19 protein-coding genes are annotated in these 24,444 nt (G+C 56.4%); 9 read left to right on the top strand and 10 right to left on the bottom strand.

Features of this window, described 5'->3' with window-relative positions; genetic code table 11:
- Positions 1–11 precede the first annotated feature (11 nt).
- Positions 12–440: a hypothetical protein gene (locus VAE57_RS08555; protein ID WP_322821468.1), complete on the bottom strand. Its 429-nt coding sequence runs from the start codon at positions 438–440 to the stop codon at positions 12–14.
- 515 nt (positions 441–955) lie between these two features.
- Here VAE57_RS08555 and mltG point away from each other — a divergent pair.
- Genes mltG through VAE57_RS08535 form a run of 4 tightly spaced genes read left to right on the top strand, consistent with a single transcriptional unit; the run spans position 956 to position 4,390 of the window.
- Positions 956–2,026 (top strand): endolytic transglycosylase MltG, encoded by a 1,071-nt coding sequence (gene mltG / locus VAE57_RS08550; protein WP_322821467.1) that lies wholly within the window; start codon positions 956–958, stop codon positions 2,024–2,026.
- Positions 2,017–2,874 carry a shikimate dehydrogenase gene (gene aroE, locus VAE57_RS08545; protein WP_322821466.1) on the top strand — a complete coding sequence of 286 codons (858 nt, stop codon included), beginning with the start codon at positions 2,017–2,019 and terminating at the stop codon, positions 2,872–2,874. Before mltG ends, aroE begins: the two co-directional genes overlap by 10 nt.
- Positions 2,871–3,614: a prepilin peptidase gene (locus VAE57_RS08540; protein WP_322821465.1), complete on the top strand. Its 744-nt coding sequence runs from the start codon at positions 2,871–2,873 to the stop codon at positions 3,612–3,614. Before aroE ends, VAE57_RS08540 begins: the two co-directional genes overlap by 4 nt.
- Positions 3,614–4,390, top strand: coding sequence for a nucleotidyltransferase family protein (locus tag VAE57_RS08535; RefSeq protein WP_322821464.1), 777 nt, complete (start codon positions 3,614–3,616; stop codon positions 4,388–4,390). Before VAE57_RS08540 ends, VAE57_RS08535 begins: the two co-directional genes overlap by 1 nt.
- Positions 4,391–4,834: 444 nt before the next feature.
- Here the strand turns inward: VAE57_RS08535 and VAE57_RS08530 are convergent, their stop codons facing one another.
- Positions 4,835–6,127, bottom strand: a complete 1,293-nt coding sequence (locus VAE57_RS08530) for an adenylosuccinate synthase (protein WP_322821463.1) — start codon at positions 6,125–6,127, stop codon at positions 4,835–4,837.
- A gap of 112 nt (positions 6,128–6,239) precedes the next feature.
- A complete protein-coding gene (locus VAE57_RS08525; protein WP_322821462.1) occupies positions 6,240–7,442 on the bottom strand; it encodes an aspartate aminotransferase family protein in 1,203 nt (400 codons plus the stop codon).
- 287 nt (positions 7,443–7,729) lie between these two features.
- Between VAE57_RS08525 and VAE57_RS08520 the strand changes: the two genes are divergently transcribed.
- Positions 7,730–8,308 carry a hypothetical protein gene (locus VAE57_RS08520; RefSeq protein WP_322821461.1) on the top strand — a complete coding sequence of 193 codons (579 nt, stop codon included), beginning with the start codon at positions 7,730–7,732 and terminating at the stop codon, positions 8,306–8,308.
- Positions 8,309–8,315: 7 nt separating this feature from the next.
- Here VAE57_RS08520 and VAE57_RS08515 read toward each other — a convergent pair whose 3' ends face one another.
- From VAE57_RS08515 to hisC, 5 genes are read right to left on the bottom strand one after another with little or no spacing between them, the layout of a single operon-like run.
- Positions 8,316–9,302, bottom strand: coding sequence for a PrsW family intramembrane metalloprotease (locus VAE57_RS08515; RefSeq protein WP_322821460.1), 987 nt, complete (start codon positions 9,300–9,302; stop codon positions 8,316–8,318).
- A complete protein-coding gene (gene hisB, locus VAE57_RS08510; RefSeq protein WP_322821459.1) occupies positions 9,299–9,916 on the bottom strand; it encodes an imidazoleglycerol-phosphate dehydratase HisB in 618 nt (205 codons plus the stop codon). The genes VAE57_RS08515 and hisB overlap by 4 nt, the downstream gene beginning before the upstream one ends.
- Entirely contained in the window at positions 9,888–10,214 is a 327-nt protein-coding gene (locus VAE57_RS08505; RefSeq protein ID WP_322821458.1) for a nucleoside triphosphate pyrophosphohydrolase family protein, read from the bottom strand. Before VAE57_RS08505 ends, hisB begins: the two co-directional genes overlap by 29 nt.
- Positions 10,211–10,996 carry an inositol monophosphatase family protein gene (locus VAE57_RS08500; RefSeq protein WP_322821457.1) on the bottom strand — a complete coding sequence of 262 codons (786 nt, stop codon included), beginning with the start codon at positions 10,994–10,996 and terminating at the stop codon, positions 10,211–10,213. Before VAE57_RS08500 ends, VAE57_RS08505 begins: the two co-directional genes overlap by 4 nt.
- On the bottom strand, positions 10,993–12,099 hold the full coding sequence (gene hisC, locus VAE57_RS08495; RefSeq protein WP_322821456.1) for a histidinol-phosphate transaminase: 1,107 nt from the start codon (positions 12,097–12,099) through the stop codon (positions 10,993–10,995). The genes VAE57_RS08500 and hisC overlap by 4 nt, the downstream gene beginning before the upstream one ends.
- Positions 12,100–12,208: 109 nt before the next feature.
- Here hisC and fabF point away from each other — a divergent pair, with 109 nt between their 5' ends.
- From fabF to VAE57_RS08475, 4 genes are all read left to right on the top strand, one after another.
- Positions 12,209–13,624 carry a beta-ketoacyl-ACP synthase II gene (fabF, locus tag VAE57_RS08490; protein WP_322821455.1) on the top strand — a complete coding sequence of 472 codons (1,416 nt, stop codon included), beginning with the start codon at positions 12,209–12,211 and terminating at the stop codon, positions 13,622–13,624.
- Positions 13,625–13,708: 84 nt separating this feature from the next.
- Positions 13,709–14,731, top strand: coding sequence for a DNA polymerase III subunit delta' (gene holB, locus VAE57_RS08485; RefSeq protein ID WP_322821454.1), 1,023 nt, complete (start codon positions 13,709–13,711; stop codon positions 14,729–14,731).
- A gap of 11 nt (positions 14,732–14,742) precedes the next feature.
- Positions 14,743–19,818, top strand: coding sequence for a DEAD/DEAH box helicase (locus tag VAE57_RS08480; RefSeq protein WP_322821453.1), 5,076 nt, complete (start codon positions 14,743–14,745; stop codon positions 19,816–19,818).
- Positions 19,819–19,896: 78 nt separating this feature from the next.
- Positions 19,897–21,489 (top strand): ATP-binding cassette domain-containing protein, encoded by a 1,593-nt coding sequence (locus VAE57_RS08475; RefSeq protein WP_322821452.1) that lies wholly within the window; start codon positions 19,897–19,899, stop codon positions 21,487–21,489.
- Between the two features lie 325 nt (positions 21,490–21,814).
- Here the strand turns inward: VAE57_RS08475 and VAE57_RS08470 are convergent, their stop codons facing one another.
- Positions 21,815–22,888, bottom strand: coding sequence for a response regulator (locus VAE57_RS08470; RefSeq protein ID WP_322821451.1), 1,074 nt, complete (start codon positions 22,886–22,888; stop codon positions 21,815–21,817).
- Positions 22,889–23,225: 337 nt separating this feature from the next.
- Entirely contained in the window at positions 23,226–24,440 is a 1,215-nt protein-coding gene (locus VAE57_RS08465; protein WP_322821450.1) for a sugar ABC transporter permease, read from the bottom strand.
- Positions 24,441–24,444 lie beyond the last annotated feature (4 nt).

Here is a 24,444-nt window from a genome sequence, read left to right as displayed (position 1 = left end):
GCTCCTGCAACCTATTCCAGTTCAGCCTGAATTTGGGCCAGAATCCGTTCAGCCTCGGTGCGCCAAAATCCGGGTGGGGCTAGCCGCACATACTCGGTCAATTCGGCAATAGCAGCCCGACTATGATGATTAAACCGATGAAACAGACCACGTTGCAGGTAGGGATCAGGCCAGTCGGGACGTATGCGGGTTGCTGCATCCAGATCACGGATTGCGGCGTGATACTCGCCTAACTCGCGTCCCCGGATCAGACCACGTCGGTAGAGGGCAATCGCCAGATCTGGCCACGCAGCCAGTGACCGATCAAAGGCGCGGACGGCCTGTCGATACACATCGCGATCAACGGTTCGTAAGCCAATCTGACACAGGCTCAAACCGTACAGATACCACCAACCGGCCTGTAACCGTTGCCAGAACGATGGGAGGGACGCTTCACTCATGACCTTCTCCGACCTGCAATGCTGCTGTGCAGAGGAGTATATTTCTCGAATGTCTATCATACACTATCTGTGAGCAGAGCGTGAACGTAACCGGGATTCATACAGCAGGCAGTTTTTTTTACCAGGCAGTGCATAGGCCACGTCGTATGGAGTAGAGCAACCCTATCTCTGACCCACCTTACCCCACCACTACAAGCGCGAAGACATGTCACTGCACATGGACAGGCCCGATCACACCGGCAAAAGACAGGGCTGGATGCGCCGTGTGTATCACGAGGACACTGACTTCGGGATGGGAAGAACCTTGTTGTTCGATAGGTACGATACGTTCAGCCCGAAACCGCATCTCTCTGCGGCATGAGATGAGATGCTGTCAGAAGAACATTCTGCAACACAACGGTCTGCTATAATTGCCATGTAGATTGTAAACTGTACATGGTCTACAATCACACACTTGCAGAGGAAATATATATGCTGCACTGGCAGCTATTGCCAATGCCAGGGAGGATTGATCAATGCGGCATGTCCGCGCACTTCTGTTAGGTCTTTCATTGCTGGCTCTGGTAGTCTCGTGTGGGGGATACATCTTTCTCGGTGAATTGCGCGCAACCCCGGCGACTACCGGCGAACCGGTTGAGTTTATTGTTGCACCCGGTGAAACTGCCGACGATATTGCCACCCGCCTCGGTGAAGCCGGTCTGATCCGTCAACCGGCGCTGTTTCGCTTGCTGGTACGCTGGCGTGACCTTGATCAGCAGATTCAGGCTGGACGTTACATCCTCAGTCCGACGATGACCATGAGCGATATTTTGAAGGTGTTGCAGAGTGGTCAGGTGGTCAATGACATTCAAATCACCATTCCAGAAGGATTGCGGCTTGAGGAAATAGCGGCTATCATCGCTGCGGCAGGTCTGGTCAGCGAAGAGGAATTTCTGGCGGTTGCCCGTGATGGCGAGCGCTTCCGCGCTGATTACTTCTTGCTTAACAGTTTGCCGGCGGGTGCAACCCTCGAAGGATACCTCTTCCCGGACACCTACCGTTTTGCGCCATCGGCAGATGCTGAAACGATTGTACGCAAACTACTCGACCGGTTTGTCGAGCAGTACAGTACCATCGAACGCTCAGTACGAGTTCCCGGCGTTACTGTCCATCAAATCGTGACGATGGCTTCGATCATCCAGCGTGAAGCTGCTTTGTTGAGTGAAATGCCCCAAATCAGTGCAGTATTCTGGAATCGGCTTAAGCCCCAGTACGCTCCAATTTTTGGCGGCGGCCTGCTCGGTGCTGACGCAACTGTACAGTATGCCTTGGGGTACGATCCCAATGAGGGAACCTGGTGGCAACGCGAACTGACGGTTGACGAGTTGGCGGTGCCAAGCCCGTACAATACGCGGGTTACACCTGGCCTACCCCCAGGGCCAATTGCGGCTCCTGGCCTGGCTGCACTGACGGCGGCTGCCCAGCCCGACGAATCATCACCGTATCTCTTCTTCGTCGCCAGTTGTGAGCGCGATGGTTCACATAAATTCGCCACGACCATCGAGGAATTTCGTGTCTATGAAGCGGAGTGGCTAGCGTGTCAGTAGGATCAACCACCACAGCAGAGATTTTATTGATCGGCGATCCGGTAACACACTCACGTTCACCGGCGATGCACAATGCGGCACTGGCAGCATTAGGGATCGCGGCTCGCTATCGGGCAGTACAAACTACTGCTGCCGACCTGGCGGATCGCCTCACCGCGCTACGTCAGCCTCACTTCCTGGGAGCGAACGTGACGTTGCCGCACAAACAGGCAGTCATTCCCTTTCTCGACGAGATCGAACTGGCAGCAGCGCGGATTGGGGCAGTGAATACGATTGTGCGCCAGCCTGATGGCAGGTTGCTGGGTGTGAACACGGATGCGCCCGGTTTACTGGCCGATCTGGCGGCTGCCGGTTGGACACCGGTTGACCAAGAGGTTGTCATCCTGGGTGCATCAGGGGCAGCGCGTGCTGCCGCTTTCGCACTGGCTGATGCCGGGGTGAACGGAATCACGATTGTTAATCGGAGCCTGATGCGTGCTATTGATCTGGCCGCCGCCGCAGCCGCTAATCAGCCGGCTCTGCGGATTCGTGCCCTATCCCTAAACGATCCGGCGGTAGCAGATGTTATTGCACGTTGTACACTCTTGATCAATGCCACCGCCCTGGGATGGCACGATAACGAGACACCGATTCCTGACCCGCCGGTAGGGGCACATTGCCTGGTCTACGATATGGTCTATCGGGAAACAGCTCTCTTACGCGCCGCGGCGGCCCGTGGAGCACGGGTGCGCGATGGGCGAGGGATGCTGGTTGAGCAGGGAGCACTGGCTTTTGAGCGTTGGACAGGCCGTCCGGCGCCACGTGAAATTATGTGGCAAGCCGCTTTTGGGGTGGAGCACGGGCCATGATGGATCTCATCGTTGTTGTAATCGGTCTGGTGCTGGGTAGTCTGCTGAATGTGATGATCATTCGCCTGCCACGAGAGCGACGGCTCATCGGCTGGCCACGTTGTATCCGCACCGGCCAGCCCTTGCGCTGGTGGCAGTTATTACCGGTGATCGGCTGGCTACTCCAGCGTGGTCGCGCTGCCGATGGTCGTCCCCTGCCGTTCATCTATCCATTGGTGGAGATTGGTAGTGCACTCTGGTTGTGGCGCCTCTACGAACTTTACGGTTTTGGGCCACTCTTTGCGTATCTGGCCTTCGTTGGGGCGGTCTTGATCGTGACCGGCGTGGTTGACTGGCTCTATCGCTGGATCTATACATTTGTCATCCTGAGTAGCGCGATGATCGCCTTCATCTGGGGTTCGCTGGTTGGTGCTGGCTGGCGCGAATTGTTGCTTGGTGGACTGATCGGTGGGGTTGGGTTTTTCTTTCTGTACCTGCTGGCACTGATCTTATTCCCGGCTAAATCGGCACCTTTCGGTCTGGGAGATGTCTACTTGGCTATCTTCATCGGTGCCGCCCTTGGGTTACGTCACCTCGGCCCGGCGCTGATCTACGGTGTCTTCATGGCCGGTCTGGTGGCGGCTGGTATCCTGATCGCTCGCCGCTTCGGACGCCAGACCCCGGAATATCTGCCCTACGGCGCCTACTTGTGTCTGGGCGTGCTAATCTACGTTGCACTCGGTAGTTATCGGTTGATGTGATGAACACACCTGTAATCGGCTTGATTCCGGCTGGTGGGATGGCAACCCGCCTGGGGCCGTTACCGTGCAGTAAAGAACTCTTGCCAGTTGGTTCCTTCCACACCCCAGACGGCCTGCGTCCACGACCGGTCATTACCTATCTCCTCGCACAGTGGCAACGGGCTGGTATTGGTCAGGCGCTGATCGTGGTCAGACCGGGCAAATGGGACATCCCCACCTATCTGGGTGATGGGAGTGCCTTTGGGCCGCGCCTCGCCTATCTGACCGTTCACGAACCGCACGGTGCAGCCTATACTCTAGCCGCCGCTCTCCCTTTCATTCAGAATCATACTGTTGTCCTCGGTTTACCTGACGTCATTCTAGCACCAGAAGATGCCTATGCCACCCTCCTGACTCACCATAGCACAGCGCAACCGGATCTCACCCTCGGTCTCTTTCCGTGCGCACACCCTCAATCAGCAGATATGGTCGCGCTAACGGCTGACAGTTATCGGGTTACAGCCATCGAGATCAAACCTGCGCAAACAGATTTACGGTGGACGTGGATGGCGGCTATCTGGTCACCGACAGTAACCACCCTTTTGCACGAGGTCGTAGCTGCTGACCGCACGGCACGTACTCAGAGACAGATGTGCCCGGAATTACACATTGGTGCCGTCTTCCAGGCCGCTATTACCCGTGGCTTGCGTGTTGAAGGCGTTACCTTTACCGACGGTAAAGCACTCGATATTGGAACACCTGCGGGTTGGGCAGCGGCACAGCACTTTGCAGGTTGAGATTGATAAGCTGCCGATAAGAACGCCAGGTCATGCCAACGCTTGTTCAACAATGCACATTGTTCAGGTGTTACCCTGCACTGAGGCGACATTAGCGGCTCGCTGGTGGATCAGCATAGTGCAGGAGCATCGGTTCAGCACTTCCGTGCTCAGGTGCGCTGCATAATCGGATAGGGTATCACGCGATTACTGCTCTCAGAGGTAATCCAAGACATCTCCCCACCCCAACCCATCCAGCGGGGCGGGAGTCACGGTGCAGCGTGTGGCGGTATTGTGCCAGGATATGATCGAGCCGGAGGCTCGCGACCCAAGGGGATACCAGTCTCAGGCGCGGCGGGGCATCTGAACGATACCCCGCTGGAGTGGGGATTGCATGTCCGGCTTTCTCTGCTACCAGATTTGATACGAGCTGTACATAACAGCCTCTTACCCCAACGCCACCCCTTAAAACACATCAGCCACCATAATCGTCTGGTCGCGACCTGGGCCAACCGAGATAATGCCCAGGCGGGCACCAACCAACTGGCAAATACGGGCCACATACGCCTGAGCAGCTTCGGGCAAATCGGCAAAGCGACGCACATGCCGCGTCGGTTCGCTCCACCCCGGCAGCTCTTCATAAACCGGTTCGATCTGATCAAACAGAGCTGTCGTAGTAGGGGGATACTCCAACAGGGCGTCGTGCAGCTTGTAGCCTGTACAAATCTTGAGCGACTCCAGACCATCGAGCACATCAAGTTTCGTGATTGCCAGGGTATCGACGCCGTTCACCTGCGCCGCATAGCGCGCCATTACCGCATCAAACCAGCCTACCCGCCGTAAGCGACCGGTTGTGGTGCCAACTTCTGCCCAGGGTGTGCCGATCTGACGTAGCGCATCAGCCACCGGCCCATCAACTTCTGTAGGGAACGGCCCTTCGCCGACACGGGTTGTGTAGGCTTTTACCACCCCGATCACCGAATGGATATGCGTCGGACCGATACCACTGCCCTGACATGCACCGGCAGCACCTGGAGGCGAGGAAGTCACGAAGGGATATGTGCCGTGATCAATATCGAGCAACGCCCCCTGCGCACCTTCGAGCAGTACCGGCAGATCCTTCTCTAATGCCCGGTGAATGATCGGATGAACATCGGTGATATGATTGGCAAGCCGTCGCCCATACTCCAGATAGGTCAAATAGGTATCGTGCAACGAGAGCGGACGGGCATTGTAGAGTTTGGTCAGCAGGCGATTCTTCTCTTCCAGTACTGTGCGCAACCGGTTCAGCAGCGTCTCTTCGTGCAGCAAGTCGCCCATCCGAATCCCGGAGCGGCTCATCTTGTCGGCATACGCTGGACCAATACCTCGACCGGTGGTACCAATCCGTCCTTCACCGCGTGCTTCCTCTTGCAACTGATCGAGCTGAATGTGATACGGCATGATCACATGCGCACGATCACTGACAAACAATTTGGCCGTGGAAACACCCCGTGCTTCAAGGTCCTCAATCTCTTTGATAAGTACCTCCGGATTAACCACCACGCCAGGACCGATGACATTGACGATGCCAGGATCAAAGATGCCAGAAGGTACCAGATGCAGTTTAAAGGTACCAAGATGGTTGACAACCGTATGTCCGGCATTATTGCCGCCACCGTAGCGAATGACCAGCCGCGCTCGCGCAGCCAGCAGATCGACCAGATGGCCTTTACCCTCATCGCCCCATTGAGCGCCGATTAATGCAACTACAGGCATCGCCTCTCTCCTGAAAGATAGATTCTGCTCCGAGTCAGGCTCTGCTCACCGGCTCGTTTCCTCTTCGACCCCGCCAGACATTCTCTGGTAACGTTATCGCTGATCATTCTGATCAAGCGCGCAGTGCCGCTCGCAGACCAGACAATGCTTCATCAACGTGCTGCGGCTCGATAATCAGAGGCGGGAGCAGACGAATAACATCTTCACCAGCCGTAGCGACTAACAGACCGTGGCGATGAGCCGCTTCACGTACAGCGCTCGCAGAACCGGCAATGCGCACACCGCGCATCAGGCCGCGTCCCCGCAATTCAAGCACCTGATCGGCGTGTTCATTAGCGAAATCCTGCAACGCTTCATCGAGATAATTACTTACCTGCTGGACATGGGCCAGGAAGGCCGGATCGCTAATTTTGCGGAACACGACGGTGCCAACTGCGGTTGCCAGCGGATTACCGCCAAAGGTTGTACCATGGTCGCCTGGATGAATGGTATCGGCAACGTGTTGGCCCATAAGCACTGCGCCAATCGGTAGTCCCCCGGCTAACGGTTTGGCTACCGTCATGATGTCTGGCTGAACACCGAGCTGTTCATGTGCCCAGAGCGTACCGGTACGCCCAACGCCACACTGAATTTCGTCGAAGACCAGCAGTGCGCCATAGCGCTGGCACAACTCGCGCACTCCCTGCATAAAGGCAGGTTCAGCGGCACGCAGGCCACCCTCGCCCTGCACCGGCTCAACCACCACGGCGCAGACATCATCACCCATCACGGTTGCCAGTGAGTCCAGGTCGTTGTAGCGGGCAAAGCGCACACCGGGCATGACCGGCATAAACGGCTCACGGTATTTCTCACGAGCGGTAATGGCAACTGCCCCCATGGTACGCCCGTGAAAACTACCGTCGAAGGCAACAATCGTCGTCTTACCTTCACCAACATGGGCACGGGCGTAGCGCCGTGAGAACTTAATCGCCCCCTCAATCGCTTCAGCACCACTGTTGCAGAAAAACACCTTGGCAAACGCCGGGCTGCTCTGCACCAGGAGCTTTGCCAGTTCAATGGCCGGTTGCGTGTGGTAGAGATTGGAAACGTGGATGAGGCGTTCAGCCTGATCATTGATCGCTTTCAGAACATCACGATCACCATAGCCAAGCGCATTCACCGCAATGCCGGCGACAAAATCGAGATACCGCCGACCTTCATTATCGTAAAGATACACCCCTTCGCCACGTTCAATGACGAAATCGGCGCGTACATAGCTCTGCAACAGATATTGGTGATCGGCTTGAATCAGTTCTGCGGCGCGTTCGCCGGTCATAGCATATCCTTTCCGTCGCGGTGGATGATACCTTCACAGGCGCAATTATACCACCGGCAGCAGAGTCGCTGTGGTGATGCCGGTTGTCTCTGAACGTCCAGTAGGGGTGCACATGACTGCCGATAGTGCCGCATAACTGTGCTACACAGGAGCCGGTCATGCTTCCGCCCTCCGCTGCGTCACAGGTAGTCCTAACCGAAAATCAACCTGTTGTACTATAGACGACGCTCATCACTTTCGGTACGATGATTTGTAGTGACATCATCCTGAAAGCTGTGAGGTCTGCCGTGACAGCCGTCATCGTCCAAACCCCTCCTCTTGATCCGCTCAACCAGATCATTACGCTGCTTGAGCAGCTTCGCAATCGTCTACCATTCGCTGAAGAGGAGCTGGTACGCCACACCCAGTTACGTGCTATTCTCGCCGAGCAACAGGAACGGAGTGCAGCAGCCCTTGCTGCATGGCGTGCGGCCCTGGCAATCCGCTGGGAGTGCGAGGTGCGTGCCCAGCGACTCTATGCGCATGTGCGACAACAGGTGATCGATGTTGTTGGCGCTGATACGCGATATTTACAACTCTTTGAACCAGACTCGGCAGCCAGCGCATTGACTGCAACCGATTTGCTGAATAGCTTGCGCCGTCTGGCCGTTGTGCTTAGTTTGATGCAGCCTGTGCCTACTTTCTGTGAGCAGGCACAGGCCGACATTCAGGCAATAGCTTCCGAATTGCAAGCTGCTATTCGACACGCCGAACAGTGTGAAGAAGAGCGTCGCCGGGTGCAGGCTGAACAGCGCCTGTTGCTCGATTTGTGCCATCGCTCGTACCGCCGGACACGACAGCGAATTGCGAGTCATTTAGGCGGATGACGTACTGCTAGGCTGCCGGCACTTTCGGCGCCAGTTGGGCCAGTTCGCGGCGGAGCTGGTTGATGCGGGCAATCGTGTTGCGCTCGTCACCAACCCCAGTTGCCAAGTGATGCTTTTTATGCGCCAGTTCTGCACAGGCTTCGTAGAAACGGCTGGCGGTGGCGTTACGCAGCCGGTTGCGGAGCTGACCACTGAATGATTTCACAGCATTGTAATGACCCGGTGCAATAATGCCGGCCATCACCTCTTCTGCCAGATAGGTGGCAATGTGATGTTGCTCGCGCCGAATCTCCCAGATCACCAGGCCGAGCACGACGATCCAGGACGACCAGTCGACCAGTAACGTCAGGCCGAGTCCGGTGAGACCAAACTCACCGGCCAGGAATACGGCCATGGTGTTGTGGAGAGCGTGCAGGCAGACTGCCAGTAGCCAGCCGGCAAGGGGTGAAATGAAGCGAATAAACCGGTTCGGGTGCAGCCGCGACATCGCCAGCCCCAGGCCGATCCAGGCAGTATACGCAGCGTGGCCCCATCCACCGAGAATGACGCGCAAAATGAAGAGTGAGATTAAACCGCCCACCCCATTCTCTTGATAGCCCATGAAGTAGAGGTAGAGCAGGTTTTCAGTGGCGGCAAAGCCTAATGCGGTGATGGCGGCGTACAGCATTCCATCGAGCCGCGAGTCGAACTCTTCGGGGAAGGCGAGCATGATAATGACAACGGCAATCCCCTTCAGACTCTCCTCTACAAGCGGCGCCAGCAGGGTTGTGCCGGCAACTTCAGCAGAGGCTTCCCCGATGAAGATGGCTAGCGAGACCTGCGCCAGCCCTGTCCAGACGATGGCACCAAGAGTTGCGACAAATGCACCCCAGATGAATGCCCCAAACAGTAACCGACGTGGCTCCTTCTCAAACCGGTCGAGCCAGTAGGCAATTGCGGCGTAGATGAATGCCGGTACAAAGCTGAGGATGGCAGCAGCGACAAACCCGATCATAGGACACCCTTTGTGCTCGGTATGGTTCCCCCCAAACGCACATCAATGCGGGTAGCGGCATCGAGTGCCCGCCCGAACGCTTTAAACAGGGCCTCGATCTTGTGATGGTCGTTCCGCCCGTACATCACCTGTGAGTGGAGATTGAAACGACCGTTGAAGGCAATACTCTCAAACAAATGGGCCACCAGATCGGTACCGAGCTGTCCTACGCGCATTGTGACAAAATCAGCCTGTACCACACAGTACGGCCGGCCACCAAGATCGACGGCAACCAGCGCCAGTACTTCGTCCATCGGCACGAAGCTGTGTGCGGTACGTACAATACCGGCCCGCTCGCCGAGCGCCTGATCGATTGCCCGACCCAGGCAAATACACACATCTTCGGCAGTGTGATGCTCATCGATGTGGAGATCGCCCTGCGCCCGCACCTGAAGGTCGAACAAGCCATGGCGTGCCCACAGCGTCAGCATATGGTCAAGAAAGCCAATACCGGTCTGCACGTCAGCCTGTCCACTGCCATCGATGGTGAGGGTAAGGGTAATGTTTGTCTCACCAGTTACCCGCTCAATGGTCGCCCGACGGATGCTATTCACTACGCTGCTGACTTCGCTCACTGCTAAATCCCTCCGGGTAACGCCGTTGCAATTTCTCGATGTTGGCCGCCATGACGGTACTCAATCGCACATCAAGTGCAGCGCAGGCCAGAGCCGCATACCAGAGAATATCGCCCAGCTCTTTCAATAATTCCTCACGATTGAGTGGATGACCATGGAAGAGATGCTTTTTCACGGTGTCGGCAAATTCGCCGGCCTCGCCACTCAGGCCAAGCGCCGCATTGGTCAGACGCTCACGCGGTGTTGGACCGGCAGCCAGCGTGCGCATTGCCAGTTCTTGATAGTGATCGGCGTTCATGACGACTCCTCGCCAGCAATGAGGCTTAACAGTTCGGGTAAAACATGGCGATTGCTGCCAATGCCTTCGTTGTGGTAAATGGTCGGCACACCCTGCCAGTCGGTGTAGGTACCACCAGCTTCGCTCAAAATCGGCAGCAGTGCTGCGGCATCCCAGACGTTCATTGCCGGATCGAGCGCAACTTCGGCGCGACCGGTGGCTACCAGAACGTAGCCGTAGCAATCGCCCCAAGTGCGGAACAGGCCGGCACGGTTCAGAATACGCTGAAAGGCTTCTGATCGGTTGTAGCGTTCGTAGCCATGAGCCACCGTCCCAACGACCAGACTCTCACGCAGGCTGGAAACAGACGATACCCGACAGGGTTGATTGTTCCAGTAACAACCCAAACCCTGCGCGGCGGCCACGATTTCAGCCAGCGCAGGGATATGGATGACACCGAGCACGGGTTCACCTTCCCGCAGCAATCCAATCAGCACTCCGTAGAGTGGCACGCCTCGCACAAAACTTTTCGTACCGTCAATCGGATCGAGCACCCAGCGGTAGGTAGCGTGTTCACTCCCGGTCAGACCATCTTCTTCACCGAGAACGGCGTGATCAGGGTAGGCCGCCTGGATAGCGGCGCGCAGGTGACGCTCGGCCTCCCGATCAGCAATGGTCACCGGCGACTCATCGGCTTTGTGTTCAACAGTGACACCACGCTGAAAATAGCGCAGCGTGATCTGGCCGGCCTCGTAAGCAATCTGGCGGGCAAAGTCAAGCATGCGGGCAAGTGATGTGCTCATCGGGTCACCTCAGCAAGCATCGTGATCAGCGCATCTGTCTGAGCAGGAGTACCGACGCTAATCCGAATATAGCCATTAAGCAGCGGCGTCTGATAATGGCGCACCAACACACCGCGCCGCTCGAGTGCCAGTTTGAGTTCGCGGGCATCACGCCCTTCGACCCGACAGAGGATGAAATTTGCCACACTTGGGAAAGGGGTTAAAAACGGGAACGTGGTGAGATGCTGAAACAGACGGTCACGTTCGGCGACAATAGCCTGCACCCGCGCCCGCAATTCGTCGGCGACAGCCAGTGATGCCACAGCGGCGGCCTGGGCAGCAACCGAGACATTGTACGGTTGCTTGATCTTCCAGAGTTGCTCACTCAGCCAGCGCGGGAACAGACCATAGCCTACGCGCAGCCCGGCCAGACCGGCCCACTTGCTAAATGTGCGGAGAATAGCCAGATTTGGATACCGGTCGAGCAGATCACTCGCACCGACCGGTGCGTGTTCTGGCTCAGCAAACTCAATGTACGCCTCATCAACAACCGCCAGCAGGGGCAATTCAAGAATCTGAAGTAGCTCGCTGCGAGGCAGTGGGTTGCCAGTTGGATTGTTAGGCGAAGTAAGGAAGATGGCTTTGGCACCCTGCGCTGCTGCCTGTGCAATGGCTGGCAGATCAAGACTGAAATCGGCACGGCGCGGAATGCTGATCACCCGCCCACCACAAATACCGGCATCAAACCGGTACATGCCGAAGGTTGGTGGACAATCGATAATCGCATCGCCGGGGCTGATAATCAGGCGTAAGACCAGGTCGATCAGTTCATCGGCACCGGCTCCGCAGAGGATTTCCTCCGGTGATCGACCGGTGTAATCGGCCAGCGCCTTCCGCAGCGCCGTCTGCTCAGGATCGGGATATATATGGTAAGTTGCCGTCGCCTGAAGTGCAGCCAGCGCTGCCGGTGCCGGGCCGTAGGGGTTTTCATTCGCATCGAGCTTGACAATCTGTGCTACCGGCAGGCCAAGGCGATCAGCCAGCACTTCTAGCGGTACAATCGGGGTATATGCTTCCAGATCGGCAATCTCAGGACGTATCAGACCAGGCAGAACCGACATCATAGTAACTCCATAGTGACGAGGGAGCGCATACCAGCGAGTATGATACCACAGACACAACAGCTACGTGGTATAATTCAAGCCTTGAATAGTTGAATTGAGGGAGGAAGCAATGACCCCACGAGCACTGGATCGGCGCGCAGCGTTGCGGGCCGAACTGCTCGGTCTCGTGCGAGAGCATGTGCCCGACGAAGCTATTGAAGCGCAGATCGAAGCACTGTTGGCCGAGGTATTGGCTGAAGAACCCGTTGTCGAACCACAGCCGGTTGTAACCGATCATCTTCCCCCTGATCAGCGCATTGTGGTGACCGGTCTGGGCGTTATCTCGCCGTTTGGGGTTGGTGTTGAGCCATTCTGGGCCGGCCTCATTGCCGGACGCAGTGCGATTGGTCGCATCACCTTTTTCGATCCGAGTGATTATCCCTGTCAACTGGCGGGCCAGGTAAACGATTTTCATCCACAGGAGTTTATGGATGCGAAAGAGGCGCGCCGGATGTCCCGCGCCAGTCAGATGGCCGTAGCCGCCGCCCGGATGGCCCTTGACCACGCACGCCTGCCTCTCGAACGTATGGCACGTGATGAGATTGGTGTTCTGATCGCCAGCGGGACTACCTCAATGCCCGATGTAGAACAGGCAGTCACCACATTGATCCAGCGTGGTGGCATGAAAATTAGTCCTTTCTTCATTCCGGCAGCCCTGCCGAATATGCCATCCAGTCAGGTCGCCATTCACTTCGGTTTACGTGGTTACACAACCTCGATCTGTACCGCATGTGCTGCCGGTGCGCAGGCAATCGGTGAGGCGGCAGAGGTTATTCGGCGCGGCGATGCCGAAGTGATGCTGGCCGGTGGCACCGAAGCTCCCATTACTGCCCTCAGCCTGGGAGCATTCTGTGTCATGCGCGCTTTGAGTACGCGCAGTAACCACGAGCCGACCAGGGCATCGCGCCCGTTCGATGCGCTGCGCGATGGCTTTGTTCCCGGCGAAGGGGCAGCCGTGCTGGTGCTTGAACGTCTGAGCAGTGCCCAGCGGCGTGGCGCACCGATCCTGGCAGAGCTGATCGGGTATGGTGTCTCTGCCGATGCCTATCACGTCACTGCTCCCGATCCAGATGGCGAAGGAGCGGCACTGGCCATACGGCGGGCATTGCAACAGGCTCAACTGGCACCGCAACAGGTTGATTACATCAACGCCCACGCCACCAGTACACCGGCGGGTGACATTGCGGAAACCAGAGCGATCAAGCAGGTGTTCGGTGAATATGCGTACAGTGTGCCGATCAGTTCGATCAAATCGATGATCGGGCATCTCACCGGTGCTGCCGGCGCAGTTGAGGCAGCAGCCACCATTCTGGCGCTGCACCACGGTCAAATTCCACCCACCATCAACCTCGAACATCCCGATCCCGAATGCGATCTCGATTATGTGCCGAATGTTGCCCGTCAGACAGCCATTCAGGTTGCGATCTCGAATTCGTTCGGGTTTGGCGGGGTGAATGCGGTGCTGGCCTTCCGCAAAATGCCGTGAGTGGATACAATGGTATAGATGGATCACGGCATCCGCTTGCCGTGCGATCTGTTGCCAGTCGCCTGCAAACGATGATTACCTGATATGTGGCATGTGTACGGTCACGAATGGGCCATTGAACAGCTCCGCAGCAACATCCGCAGCCAACAGGTAGCCCACGCCTACCTCTTTGCCGGGCCACAAGGACTCGGTAAATCACTGCTGGCGTTGCGTATGGCGCAGGCGTTGCTGTGCGAACAGCAGACCGGTGATCCCTGTTTGCAATGCCGTTCTTGTCGCCGTATCGATCACGGCAGCCATCCCGATGTCCGCATTGCCGGGATGGAGATCCAGGCCGCAGCCGCCAAAGCCGAAGATGCCGCTCGTCAGAAAGAGCTGAAAATTGCTACGATCCGCGAGTGGCAACGTGATCTGGCCTTGCGCCCATACGAGGCACCGCGCCGCGTTCTGATCCTCCACGACGCCGACCGGCTCAGCGAAGAGGCAGCAAATGCGATGTTGAAGACCCTGGAAGAACCGCCAGATTACGCCACGCTGCTGCTGGTGGCGCATAGCAATGAGTTGCTGCCGACCATCGTCTCGCGCTGTCGAGTGCTGCGATTACGACCATTGCCACGGGGGCAGGTAGCGAGTGCACTCCGCGATCAGGGTGCATCTAAAGACCAGGCTGAGATACTGGCCGCCTGGAGTAACGGACGGATTGGCTGGGCAATCAATTTGTTCAACGATCCGTCGGCACAGACTGCACGTCGTGAGTGTCTGGATGCGTTAATCGCGTTATCATCCACCCCAATCACGACCGGCCTGCAATGGGCTGAAGAACGGGCCAAAGAATATCGGGCCGGCGATCAGGCAACTGTCTTGATGTGGCTCGAATTGTGGCAGAGCTGGTGGCGTGACGTGATGTATGTTGCTGCCGGCTGTGATGAGGCTATCACCAACATTGATCGGCGGGCTGAATTAGCAGCCATGGCCGGTCGGATAACGCCGGCAACGGCGTTTGCTTTTCTCCAACAGATCATGACGGTGAGCCGGCAGTTGCTGGAAAACGTCAACCCGCAACTGGCGCTTGAACACCTCGTCTTGCACATACCGCGCTCTGGCTAGCGGAGGAAGTTATGCATCATTCATCGATCTTCGATCTCCATGCAGCAGTCATTGACGACTATCGTACATTTGTCGAGTCGTTTATCCGCATTGCTGATGATCGGATTCGGACTTCTGTTGAGGAGAAACTTGCCCGACAGGAACTCTGGCCAGAGCCGCTTGTTCAGCTTAGCCCAACCTACAAGATGGCGCAGACCGTCGATGATCTGGCGCGGACGGGGATTATCAGACCAGAAACTGCCCATTTCTTTCGTACAGCCTCGAATGCACCGTTTCGTCTCTATCAGCACCAGTACGAGGCGGTTGAACGCGCTGCTCGCGGCGAGAGTTTTGTGGTGACTAGCGGCACCGGTTCCGGCAAAAGTACCTGCTACTTTCTGCCCATTATTGATGATCTGCTGTGCCAGACCAAACCTGTCAGCGGCGTGCAGGCGCTGATCATCTATCCGATGAACGCACTGGTCAACTCGCAAGAGCAAGCCCTGCGCCGCCTTACCGACCAGTATCGCGTGCAGTACGGACGTGAATTCCCGATCCGCTTTGCCCGTTATACCGGTGAAACCAGCGAAGAACTGCGACAAGAACTACGCCGTAACCCACCCCACATTCTGCTGACGAACTATGTCATGGCAGAGTTGATGCTGGTGCGCCCTGACGACCAGAAGCTGATCGGCGAGACGATGAAGGGGTTACGCTTCCTGGTCTTCGACGAACTGCACACCTACCGTGGCCGCCAGGGTGCCGATGTTGCGATGCTGATCCGTCGCCTCAAACAGCGCTGCGCCGCCCCCGACATTCGCCATATCGGGACATCGGCAACGATGGTAGCCGGCCCAGAGGCATCTGCCGAAGAGCGACGGCGAGTGGTGGCCGAATTCGCTTCCCGTTTCTTTGCCCATCCGATCAGCGCCGATCAGGTGATTGAAGAGACCCTTGAGCCACTGACGATTGGTGGTCAACCGACGGAAGCCGAGTTACGCACAGCCTTGACCGAACCACTCCCGGCAGGCGATAATCTGCTGCGCTGGGAAGCGTTGCGCCGCCATCCGCTTGCCCGCTGGCTCGAATACGCACTGGGTATCCAGACCGATACCGATGGCCGGCTGGTACGTCGCCCGCCGCGTACCTTGAGCGACGCGGCCAGTGAACTGACTGCAATGACTGGTTGCACTCCCGAAGAGAGCCGCAAGGCGATCCAGCACATGCTAGAGGAGGGGAGTGCCATTCAGCGCCCTGACGGTCGCCGGGCGTTTGCCTTTAAGTTACACCAGTTTATCGCCCAAAGTCACCGGGTTTATGCCAGCCTGGAAGATCGCCAAACCCGCCAGATTCAGCTCGAAGGTGTACTGCGCAATCAACAGGGCCAGCTCCTATTCCCACTCGTCTTCTGCCGTCATTGTGGTCAGGAGTATTACGATATTGTGTTGAAAGAGAAACGGCAGGTAGTCCCACTCCTTGACTTACGGACGTATGAGGACGACCGCAGCGCCCGTCCAGGATATGTGATGCTGGCTCGCGAATCTGATGACTGGAGCGAGGAAAAACTACCTGACGAGTGGTTCAATGCCAGGGGCCAGTTGGACAAGAAATGGAAATCGCGGGCGCCGAGAAAGATGTGGGTGCAACCTGATGGTAATTGTAGCGAGCATCCACTTCCCAACGGCCAGCCCATGTGGTTTCAAGAGCGGCCCTTTACCATTTGCCTGAATTGCGGTGAATGGTATGACGGACGGGCGACAGAGTATACCAAACTCAGCACCCTCTCCAGCGAGAATGTATCGAGTGCAACCTCAATCCTCGCCATTTCGCTGTTGCAGAACGCGCAACGTACCGGAGCCGCCAGCGACCGCTTGCTCTCGTTTGTTGACAACCGTCAGGACGCCGCGTTGCAGGCCGGTCACTTTAACGACCTTATCCATATTGCTGTGATCAGGGCAGCACTGGTTGAAGCGTTGCAAACCCGTGGTGAACTGAGAGACAGCAAGGTTGCGGAAGAGGTTGTCAAATACACCACTCTAAAGCTCTCCGATATTGCCAGGAATAGTGAGCTGCGTAATAATACGCCAATGGCAAAGGAGGTATGGAAGACCTTCACTGATCTGGTGGAATACTGGCTATACGAAGACCTGCAACGCGGCTGGCGCAGCATCGTTCAACCCAATCTTGAGCAACTCAAGCTGCTCAAGATTGCTTACAACGGCCTTGATGAATTTTGCACCGACAACGCAATCTGGCAGGGTGTGTTGCAGCGCGTGCCAGAGGATCAACGGACGACGATTGTGAACATGGTGCTTGATACTATGCGTCAGCGGCGGGCGATCCATGCGCACTGGTTGCAAGAAGAGAATCAGCGTGAGCTGACCAGACGGATAACGAATCACCTGAATGAATTTTGGGGATTTGATGCTGACGATGCGAGCGGTCTCCAGCCTGCAACCTGTGCCGTAGTACGCGGACAGTCCAGCAAGCCAGTCAATGGCATCTCGCTCGGCCCTCGTAGCCGCCTCGGGCGGGACATGCGCAAGAAGCTCAATCTGCAACCAGATGAATACATCACGTTGATAAAAGCACTCCTTAATGAGCTGGCAGGGTATGGACTAGTCGTTCGCCTGGAGCCAATCGCCGATCACGAGCGCTTTCAGCTCAACGCAGCCTGTCTACGCTGGTGCCAGGGTGATAGTCTGCAACAAATGCCGGCAGATCACCCATCCTCAGATCAGAGCGGTCAGCAAAGAGAGCGATCCAATCGTTTCTTCCGTCAGTTCTACCTGCAAAAGGCGCAATCACTGGCCTCATTGGAAGCTCGCGAGCATACGGCGCAGGTCGTGGCGCCGGGTGAACGCGAGCGTCGTGAGAAGCGCTTCCGCTGGACGGAAGCGGAACGAAACGATCCAGGCATCAATCGGCCTCTCCCCTTCCTGGTCTGTTCACCAACGATGGAACTGGGCATCGACATCGCCGACCTGGAACTGGTACATCTGCGCAATGTGCCACCAACCCCGGCCAACTACGCCCAGCGTAGTGGACGGGCCGGACGCCAGGGCCAGCCAGGATTGATTATCACCTACTGTCGTGCCAACCGTCCCCACGACCAGTACTTCTTTCGTCGCCGTCACGAGATGGTAGCCGGTAGTGTCCAGGCACCGCGCATTGATCTGACGAGTGAGGCATTGGTACGTGCCCATCTGCACGCAATCTGGCTGGCCGCAGTCCGTCTACCGCTGGGGCATTCGATTGGCGATATAATCGATCTCGACCAGCAAGACCTGCCCCTCACCCCGAACACGCTCCACCAGATTCAGCTATCACCGGCACGCCTGCGTGACGTGCGCGAACAGATTGAGTCGGCGCTGTTGAGCGATGACCTCAGACGTATCGCACCGTGGTACAGTGAACGCTGGCTGGAAGATGCCCTCAACGAAGCACCAGAGCGGTTTGATCGGGCGTTTGATCGCTGGCGCGAATTGTACCGTATCGCCCTGCGGCAATCAAATGAAGCGAACAATCTCTTGTACAGCCGCGATAAAAAAGTGCAGGATCAAGGCAAACGGCTCCTGGATGAAGCGCTGCGCCAGCGCAATCTGCTCCTGCAAGACAATGTTGCCAGCGAGGAAAGCGATTTCTACCCCTACCGCTACCTGGCTACCGAAGGCTTCCTGCCCGGCTACAACTTCCCGGCTCTACCGGTACGTGCGTGGATCAAACGTGGTGATGGTGAATTCATCCCGCGCCCACGGGTGCTCGGACTACGCGAATTCGCGCCGCACAACTACATCTACCACGAAGGCGCCAAATGGGAAGTGGTCAGTTTTCGCACCACGGCTGATGGCCTGCACAATCGCCGCTCAGCACGCAAACTCTGTTACACGTGCGGAACGTTTACCGATCCCGGTGATGATCGCTGTCCGGTGTGTGAAACGCTGTTTGATGGCGAGAACAGCTACCTGGCAACTCTACTCGATATGCCGAATGTGACAACCCGGCGCCGTGAGCGTATCACGTCTGAAGAGGAAGAGCGGCGACGGCGCGGCTTTGATATTCTGACCACCTTCCGTTTTGCGCCCAACAATGCCCAGCAGATGAAGGCGCATATTGTCAACGCCACCGATCATCTGTTTGAGCTGACGTATGCCCCGGCAGCAACCATCCTCACCATCAATCGGGGCTGGTTAGCCGGCAAAGAGTCTGGCTTCCTCGTCAATCTCGACACCGGCGACATCGTCAGCGAGCAAGACCTGATGGACGATAATGGGCCGCCGCGTGCGAAACCACCGGGTGAGCGAGTCTTTATCAGCGCCCAGGAAACGCAAAACATTCTGATGATGCGGTTTATCGGTCAGCAGACAGGTATCGCCACGCCCGATTGGATTAGCCTGAAGCATGCGTTACGCTTTGGCCTGGTCGAGACATTCCAACTCGATGCTGACGAAATTGGGATCGAAGTCGTTGGCCGCGACCAATGGCAATCGCTCCTGTTCATCGAGAAGAGTGAAGGTGGCGTTGGCGTGCTACGACGGCTGATCGAAGAATCAGACGCTTTTCAACGGATGATTCGTGCTGCCCTGGAGCTGTGCCACTTTACGGTAGACGGTCAGGATACGAAACCGGAATGCACGGCGGCGTGCTACGACTGCCTGCTCAGTTTCTCGAACCAACACGAGATTTTACAGATCAACCGGCATGCTATTCGTGATCTCCTGGTGGCCTTGAGTCAGGCCGAACTGCGGCGCGAAAGCAACCGGCGTTCGTATGGTGAACATCTGGAGTTTTTACTATCGCGCATCGATCCGCAATCCGACCTGGAGCGCCGCTTCTTAAAGACACTCAAGGCACACAACGCCCGTCTTCCTGACAATGCACAAGAACGGATCGCTGAACTGAATTGCGTTGCCGATTTCTTTTACGACCCAAACATCTGCATCTTTTGCGATGGCAGCGTTCACGACGAACCAACCCAACAGGCGCTTGATAGTCAGATTCGACGCGATCTCCGCGCACACGGTTATCGGGTCATCGTTATCCGGTATGATCGCGATTTGGAGGAACAGATTCGATCATATCCTGACGTATTTGGTATCAGCGGATGAATCGATGGCGCAAGCCAATGCTCGCTCTCTGCCAGACAGCCACGCACCGGTAGAGAGTACAGGTACCGGAGTCGAGTTATGTTGCCGCTGCTGAGCGTGCGCGAATTACATGTGGTCTTCGCCGCCAAACCGATCTTGAGCGGGATCACGTTTGATTTACGGCCAGGTGAGATTTTGGGCGTGGTCGGCTTGCGCAGCGCCGGTAAGTCAGTTCTCTTACAAGTCCTGGCCGGTATCTACCCGCCAACCACCGGTGAAGTTCAGATTGATGGTATACCACTGGCCTGGAAGTCCCAATCTGCGCAACGTTTGGGAATTGAGTTCGTCCCGCAAACCCCGCCATTAGTCGAGATCATGCCGGTGCTGAACAACATCTTCCTCGGGCGCGAGCGAGGTAATCGTCGGCTCGATCAGGCTACGATGGCAACCCTTGCGTATCAGTGGCTTGACCGGTTTGGTTTACCGCCAGGACTGGCCCATCAGCAAACGGCTGACCTGACCGAAGAGGAGCGGCAACTGATCGCGCTTATCCGGGCTTTCGTGCGGCCTGTCCGGCTGTTGATCCTCGATGAAGCCTTTTCGACACTGAGCTTCATGCGCCAGCAAGCCGTCTTGCAATATCTGCGCGAACTGGCGGCAACCGGCGTCGCTATTATCTTCAGTAGTGACGACCTTAATCTCATTTTCAGCATCACCAACCGCATCCTGGTCTTGTATCAGGGGCGTCAGGCCGCACTGCGAACGACCGGTGATACGACCCCGCGCGATATTGTCGAGCTGATGGTCGGTTCGGTACGCCAGGAACGAGTCACACCGCTGATTTGGGCCTTTGAAAATTACTATCAGGCTCAGCAACAGGCCGAAACACTGCGTCAGCGCCAGCAACAATTGCAACACAACCTGGACGAACAAGACTCGCTGAATCGAGAACTGGTACGGCAATTACAAACCCAAATGATCGCTCTGGATCAGCTCAATCGGGCTTTGCAAGAGGCAAATCATCGCCTGATTGACGAACGTGAAGCCGAACGGAAAGCCCTGGCCCGTGAACTGCACGATCAGGTCATTCAAGACCTGCTCAGCTTCAATTATCAGCTTGAGCACGTCGAAGAGGAGATTGACCAGGAAAGCATCCTGGAAGAATTGCAGCATATCCGGCGGGGCATTCGAGAAGTTGTCGCCATGCTGCGCCAGATGTGCAGCGATCTGCGTCCTCCTACCCTGGATAGTCATGGTCTGGCGGCTGCCCTCCGCTCCCTGGTGAGTCAGTGGAGTGAACAGACCGGTATTCGCGTCGAGCTGAAAATCGCTGAACCGTTAGAACGCTGGTCAGAGACCATCGAACTCACCGTCTTTCGGATTGTGCAAGAGGGCCTGAACAATGTGCGCAAACACGCCCGTGCGACGCAGGTTGTGCTTGAGGTGCGCCGGACATCAGCAGCGGGGATTATGGTTCGCTTAGCTGACAATGGCAAAGGGATGGCTACCCCACCCGATCTGCGCAGCCTTTCAGAGCAAAAACACTTTGGCCTGATCAGCATTAGCGAACGAGTTTCCCTTTTACGCGGCACCCTGCGGATCGGCCCCTCAGCATGGGGAGGATTAGAGTTACAGGTTGAAATCCCCAATCCAGCACCCTTCCCGACAACCGAAGGGATTGGGGTGGTTTAGAACCTATCTCATCAAGCTGTGCCGTCGTGCTCCCCAACCATTGCACAGAACTCATGCACGCTTGCCAGTCACCAAAGACGGCCTATCCTGCTCCCAAGCCGTTGGTGGGAAAGAGCACAGCTCCGGTCGTGCAATCATGCGCTGGATTGGTTACGTTGCACGCCTGTCATGTGCGTGTCGCGGAGTTTGGCGTGCGGCAGCCATGCTGCCGCGCCAGCCGTGCTTCGTGCCATGCGCGTATCACACCGTTCACCCTGCTGGTCACGGGTATCGTGTGTGCTCTCGTCACGATCAGGTAGCCTGTCAGTAATTAATGAGGTAACTTCTAGGTCACTTTCCGCTTACGGCGCAGCGTATCCTCAACCACCTGACGTACCGTGGCGGCGTCGAGATCTTTTTTGTCGAGAAATGCAAGAGCGCCCGCCTCCAGTCCCAGGCGGCGAAACTCGCGATCAGGGTAGGCACTGATCAGGATCACGCGCACGTCGGCCAGGGTCGTTTTGATACGGCGCAGACATTGAATCCCGTCACCGTCATTCAAAATAACATCAACAAACACCAGATCGGGCGTGATCTGCTTAAGCAATCGAATCGCCTGATGGCAATCTTCGGCCTCGTAAAGCTGAGCTTCGCCACAGGCTTTGCCGATCATCCGCTTCAATTGGGCACGATACCGTTCGTTATCGTCAACGACCAGAACGGTTAACGGTGAGGCACCGCTACCTGCGGACTCACGGTTTTGGGCCGCTTCGTAACCGGTTTCAGCCAGCAGTTCAGGGTGATGAATAGCGAATTGATACGCCTCAAGCCGACTGCTCACACGAATAGCACGGTAGAGTGCTGTCAGATGGTTCTCAATAGTCTTGATACTCAAATCCATTTCTTGCGCCATCCGCCGGTTGTCGTAGCCCTGGGCAATCAGGCGCAAGAGTTCGCGTTGGCGCCTGGTCAGCGTGACATGCGGCGAGCGGTTGAGCTGAGGAGCGGCCTGGATAATACGGTTCAAGAGGGGGCTGGAAATCCAATTCCCACCGGCCATAATGCGCTGTACCGCCAGTTGCAGATCACTGAGGGGCTGATCCTTGAGGTGATAACCATTCACACCAGCCGTCAGCAGACCGACCACATAGGACTGATCATCGTAGGCACTGACAACCAGAATCTTCATTGCTGGATAGGTGGCGTGAATCTGGCGAATTGTGGCAATCGGCTCAAAATCAGGCATAGCGACATCAACGACCAGCAAATCAGGCTGGTGCTGCGCCAGCACGGCCAGTAATTGCGGCCCATCAGCCGCCTCGCCAACCACCTCACACTCCGGTAGACTGGTCAGCGCGCTCCGCAATCCGGCACGCACTACCGCGTGATCATCGGCCACCACAACGCGCGTTGTTCCCATTGCCAATGCCTCACTACAATCCCCGATTATTCCTGCTTCATTGCCAGAAGTTGTTCATTGAGATAAGGGATATTATCCCCGAAAAAGGATTGTGAGGCAAACAGGGGTAGCTCGGAGCAATGTTGCATCACCGGCACCGGGTACACCATGCAAACACTGCGAGCCAGGAAAACCAACATCCTGCTCATAGCCGGTGTAGGTGAAAAGATGAGGACTGTACTGCGTTGCACTGATCACAAATGCGGAAGGTTGCGCAGCAGACACCGTTACACAAAGAGCGGGGCGGGTTGCGAACCCGCCCCCTGAACCATCACCCAGTGGAAATAATCACCGTCCATCACGCCGAACGACCGCGTCGGCGCGTGGTGACGTCGAAGATCACTGCTGCCACCAGCACCAGACCGCGCACGATGTATTGATATGCAATATCAATACCCATCAGGTTCATACCGCTGGTCAACGAAACATACACCAGGGCACCGATGATTGAGCCGATTACATTCCCGACCCCACCGGCAGCCGAGACACCACCGATATAGGCGGCGGCAATCGCGTCCAGCTCAAACAGCGTACCGGCAGTTGTGGTCGCCGATCGCAACCGTGAGGCAAACAGCACTCCCGATAGGGCTGAGAGCATCCCCATCGAAGCAAACACAATATAGGTAATGCGCTTGACACTGATCCCGCTCAACTCGGCTGCTTCAGGGTTACCCCCAACCGCATAGATATGCCGTCCCAGCACTGTCTGGGTCGTCACAAAGTGATAAACTGCCACTACCAGCAGCACAATAACCATCGTCCACGACAGACCATTGTAGCCGGCCATGATCCAGGCCAGTAAGCCGATCAGCGTCGAGATGAAGACCAGCTTGAGCACAAACATATCGAGGGGCAACACCTCGAAGTTATACGCCAGCTTTTTGCTCCGGGTGCGTATCTCACTCAAAACGTAAGCCACAATTGCCACCACACCCAGCAGTAAGGTCAGCGTATGATAACCGGGGATCAGACTGAAAGGCACATCAGGAATAAAACCGTTACCAATCGCATTAAATGTTTCGTCTTCGATGATAATCGTACCGGTACCGGCAGTCACCAATTGCAAGGCACCACGGTAGATCAGCCAGCCGGCCAGCGAGGCAACGAAGGACGGAATCTTCAATTCGGCTACCGGAAGAGCGGTCAGCAAACCGGCAAGTGCGCCCATCACCAGCACCATCGGCACGACCACGATGGTGGGTAATTCCCAGAAGCGCAAAGCAATTGCGGCGACGGCACCGAGAAAACCGGCCAGAAAACCGACCGACAGATCGATATGGCGAATGACGATCACCAGCGTCATACCGACCGCCAGCACCGCAATATAACCGGTCTGGTTGATCAGATTGCTCAGATTACGCGACGAAATAAAGATACCGTTCGTCGTGATTGAAAAGATGATCATGATGACGAACAGGGCGATGAACATACCATATTGACGGATATTCTGCCCCAGCACATATTGTAAGTTAGCCAGAAACGTTGCCTGTTTCACTTGGGTTCTGGTAGCCATGCCA

This window comes from Chloroflexus sp. (assembly GCF_034434295.1).
Classification (GTDB): Bacteria; Chloroflexota; Chloroflexia; order Chloroflexales; family Chloroflexaceae; genus Chloroflexus.
Note: the sequence above shows the minus strand (reverse complement) of the source record. Positions and strands in the feature narration are given on the sequence as shown.

Bases quoted from the DNA above. Each gene is read 5' to 3' on its own strand.
- VAE57_RS08555 (WP_322821468.1), bottom strand. From the start codon at position 440: ATGAGTGAAGCGTCCCTCCCATCGTTCTGGCAACGGTTACAGGCCGGT.
- mltG (WP_322821467.1), top strand. From the start codon at position 956: ATGCGGCATGTCCGCGCACTTCTGTTAGGTCTTTCATTGCTGGCTCTG.
- VAE57_RS08540 (WP_322821465.1), top strand. From the start codon at position 2,871: ATGATGGATCTCATCGTTGTTGTAATCGGTCTGGTGCTGGGTAGTCTG.
- VAE57_RS08535 (WP_322821464.1), top strand. From the start codon at position 3,614: ATGAACACACCTGTAATCGGCTTGATTCCGGCTGGTGGGATGGCAACC.
- VAE57_RS08530 (WP_322821463.1), bottom strand. From the start codon at position 6,127: ATGCCTGTAGTTGCATTAATCGGCGCTCAATGGGGCGATGAGGGTAAA.
- VAE57_RS08525 (WP_322821462.1), bottom strand. From the start codon at position 7,442: ATGACCGGCGAACGCGCCGCAGAACTGATTCAAGCCGATCACCAATAT.
- VAE57_RS08515 (WP_322821460.1), bottom strand. From the start codon at position 9,302: ATGATCGGGTTTGTCGCTGCTGCCATCCTCAGCTTTGTACCGGCATTC.
- VAE57_RS08505 (WP_322821458.1), bottom strand. From the start codon at position 10,214: ATGAACGCCGATCACTATCAAGAACTGGCAATGCGCACGCTGGCTGCC.
- VAE57_RS08500 (WP_322821457.1), bottom strand. From the start codon at position 10,996: ATGAGCACATCACTTGCCCGCATGCTTGACTTTGCCCGCCAGATTGCT.
- hisC (WP_322821456.1), bottom strand. From the start codon at position 12,099: ATGATGTCGGTTCTGCCTGGTCTGATACGTCCTGAGATTGCCGATCTG.
- fabF (WP_322821455.1), top strand. From the start codon at position 12,209: ATGACCCCACGAGCACTGGATCGGCGCGCAGCGTTGCGGGCCGAACTG.
- holB (WP_322821454.1), top strand. From the start codon at position 13,709: ATGTGGCATGTGTACGGTCACGAATGGGCCATTGAACAGCTCCGCAGC.
- VAE57_RS08480 (WP_322821453.1), top strand. From the start codon at position 14,743: ATGCATCATTCATCGATCTTCGATCTCCATGCAGCAGTCATTGACGAC.
- VAE57_RS08475 (WP_322821452.1), top strand. From the start codon at position 19,897: ATGTTGCCGCTGCTGAGCGTGCGCGAATTACATGTGGTCTTCGCCGCC.
- VAE57_RS08470 (WP_322821451.1), bottom strand. From the start codon at position 22,888: ATGGGAACAACGCGCGTTGTGGTGGCCGATGATCACGCGGTAGTGCGT.
- VAE57_RS08465 (WP_322821450.1), bottom strand. From the start codon at position 24,440: ATGGCTACCAGAACCCAAGTGAAACAGGCAACGTTTCTGGCTAACTTA.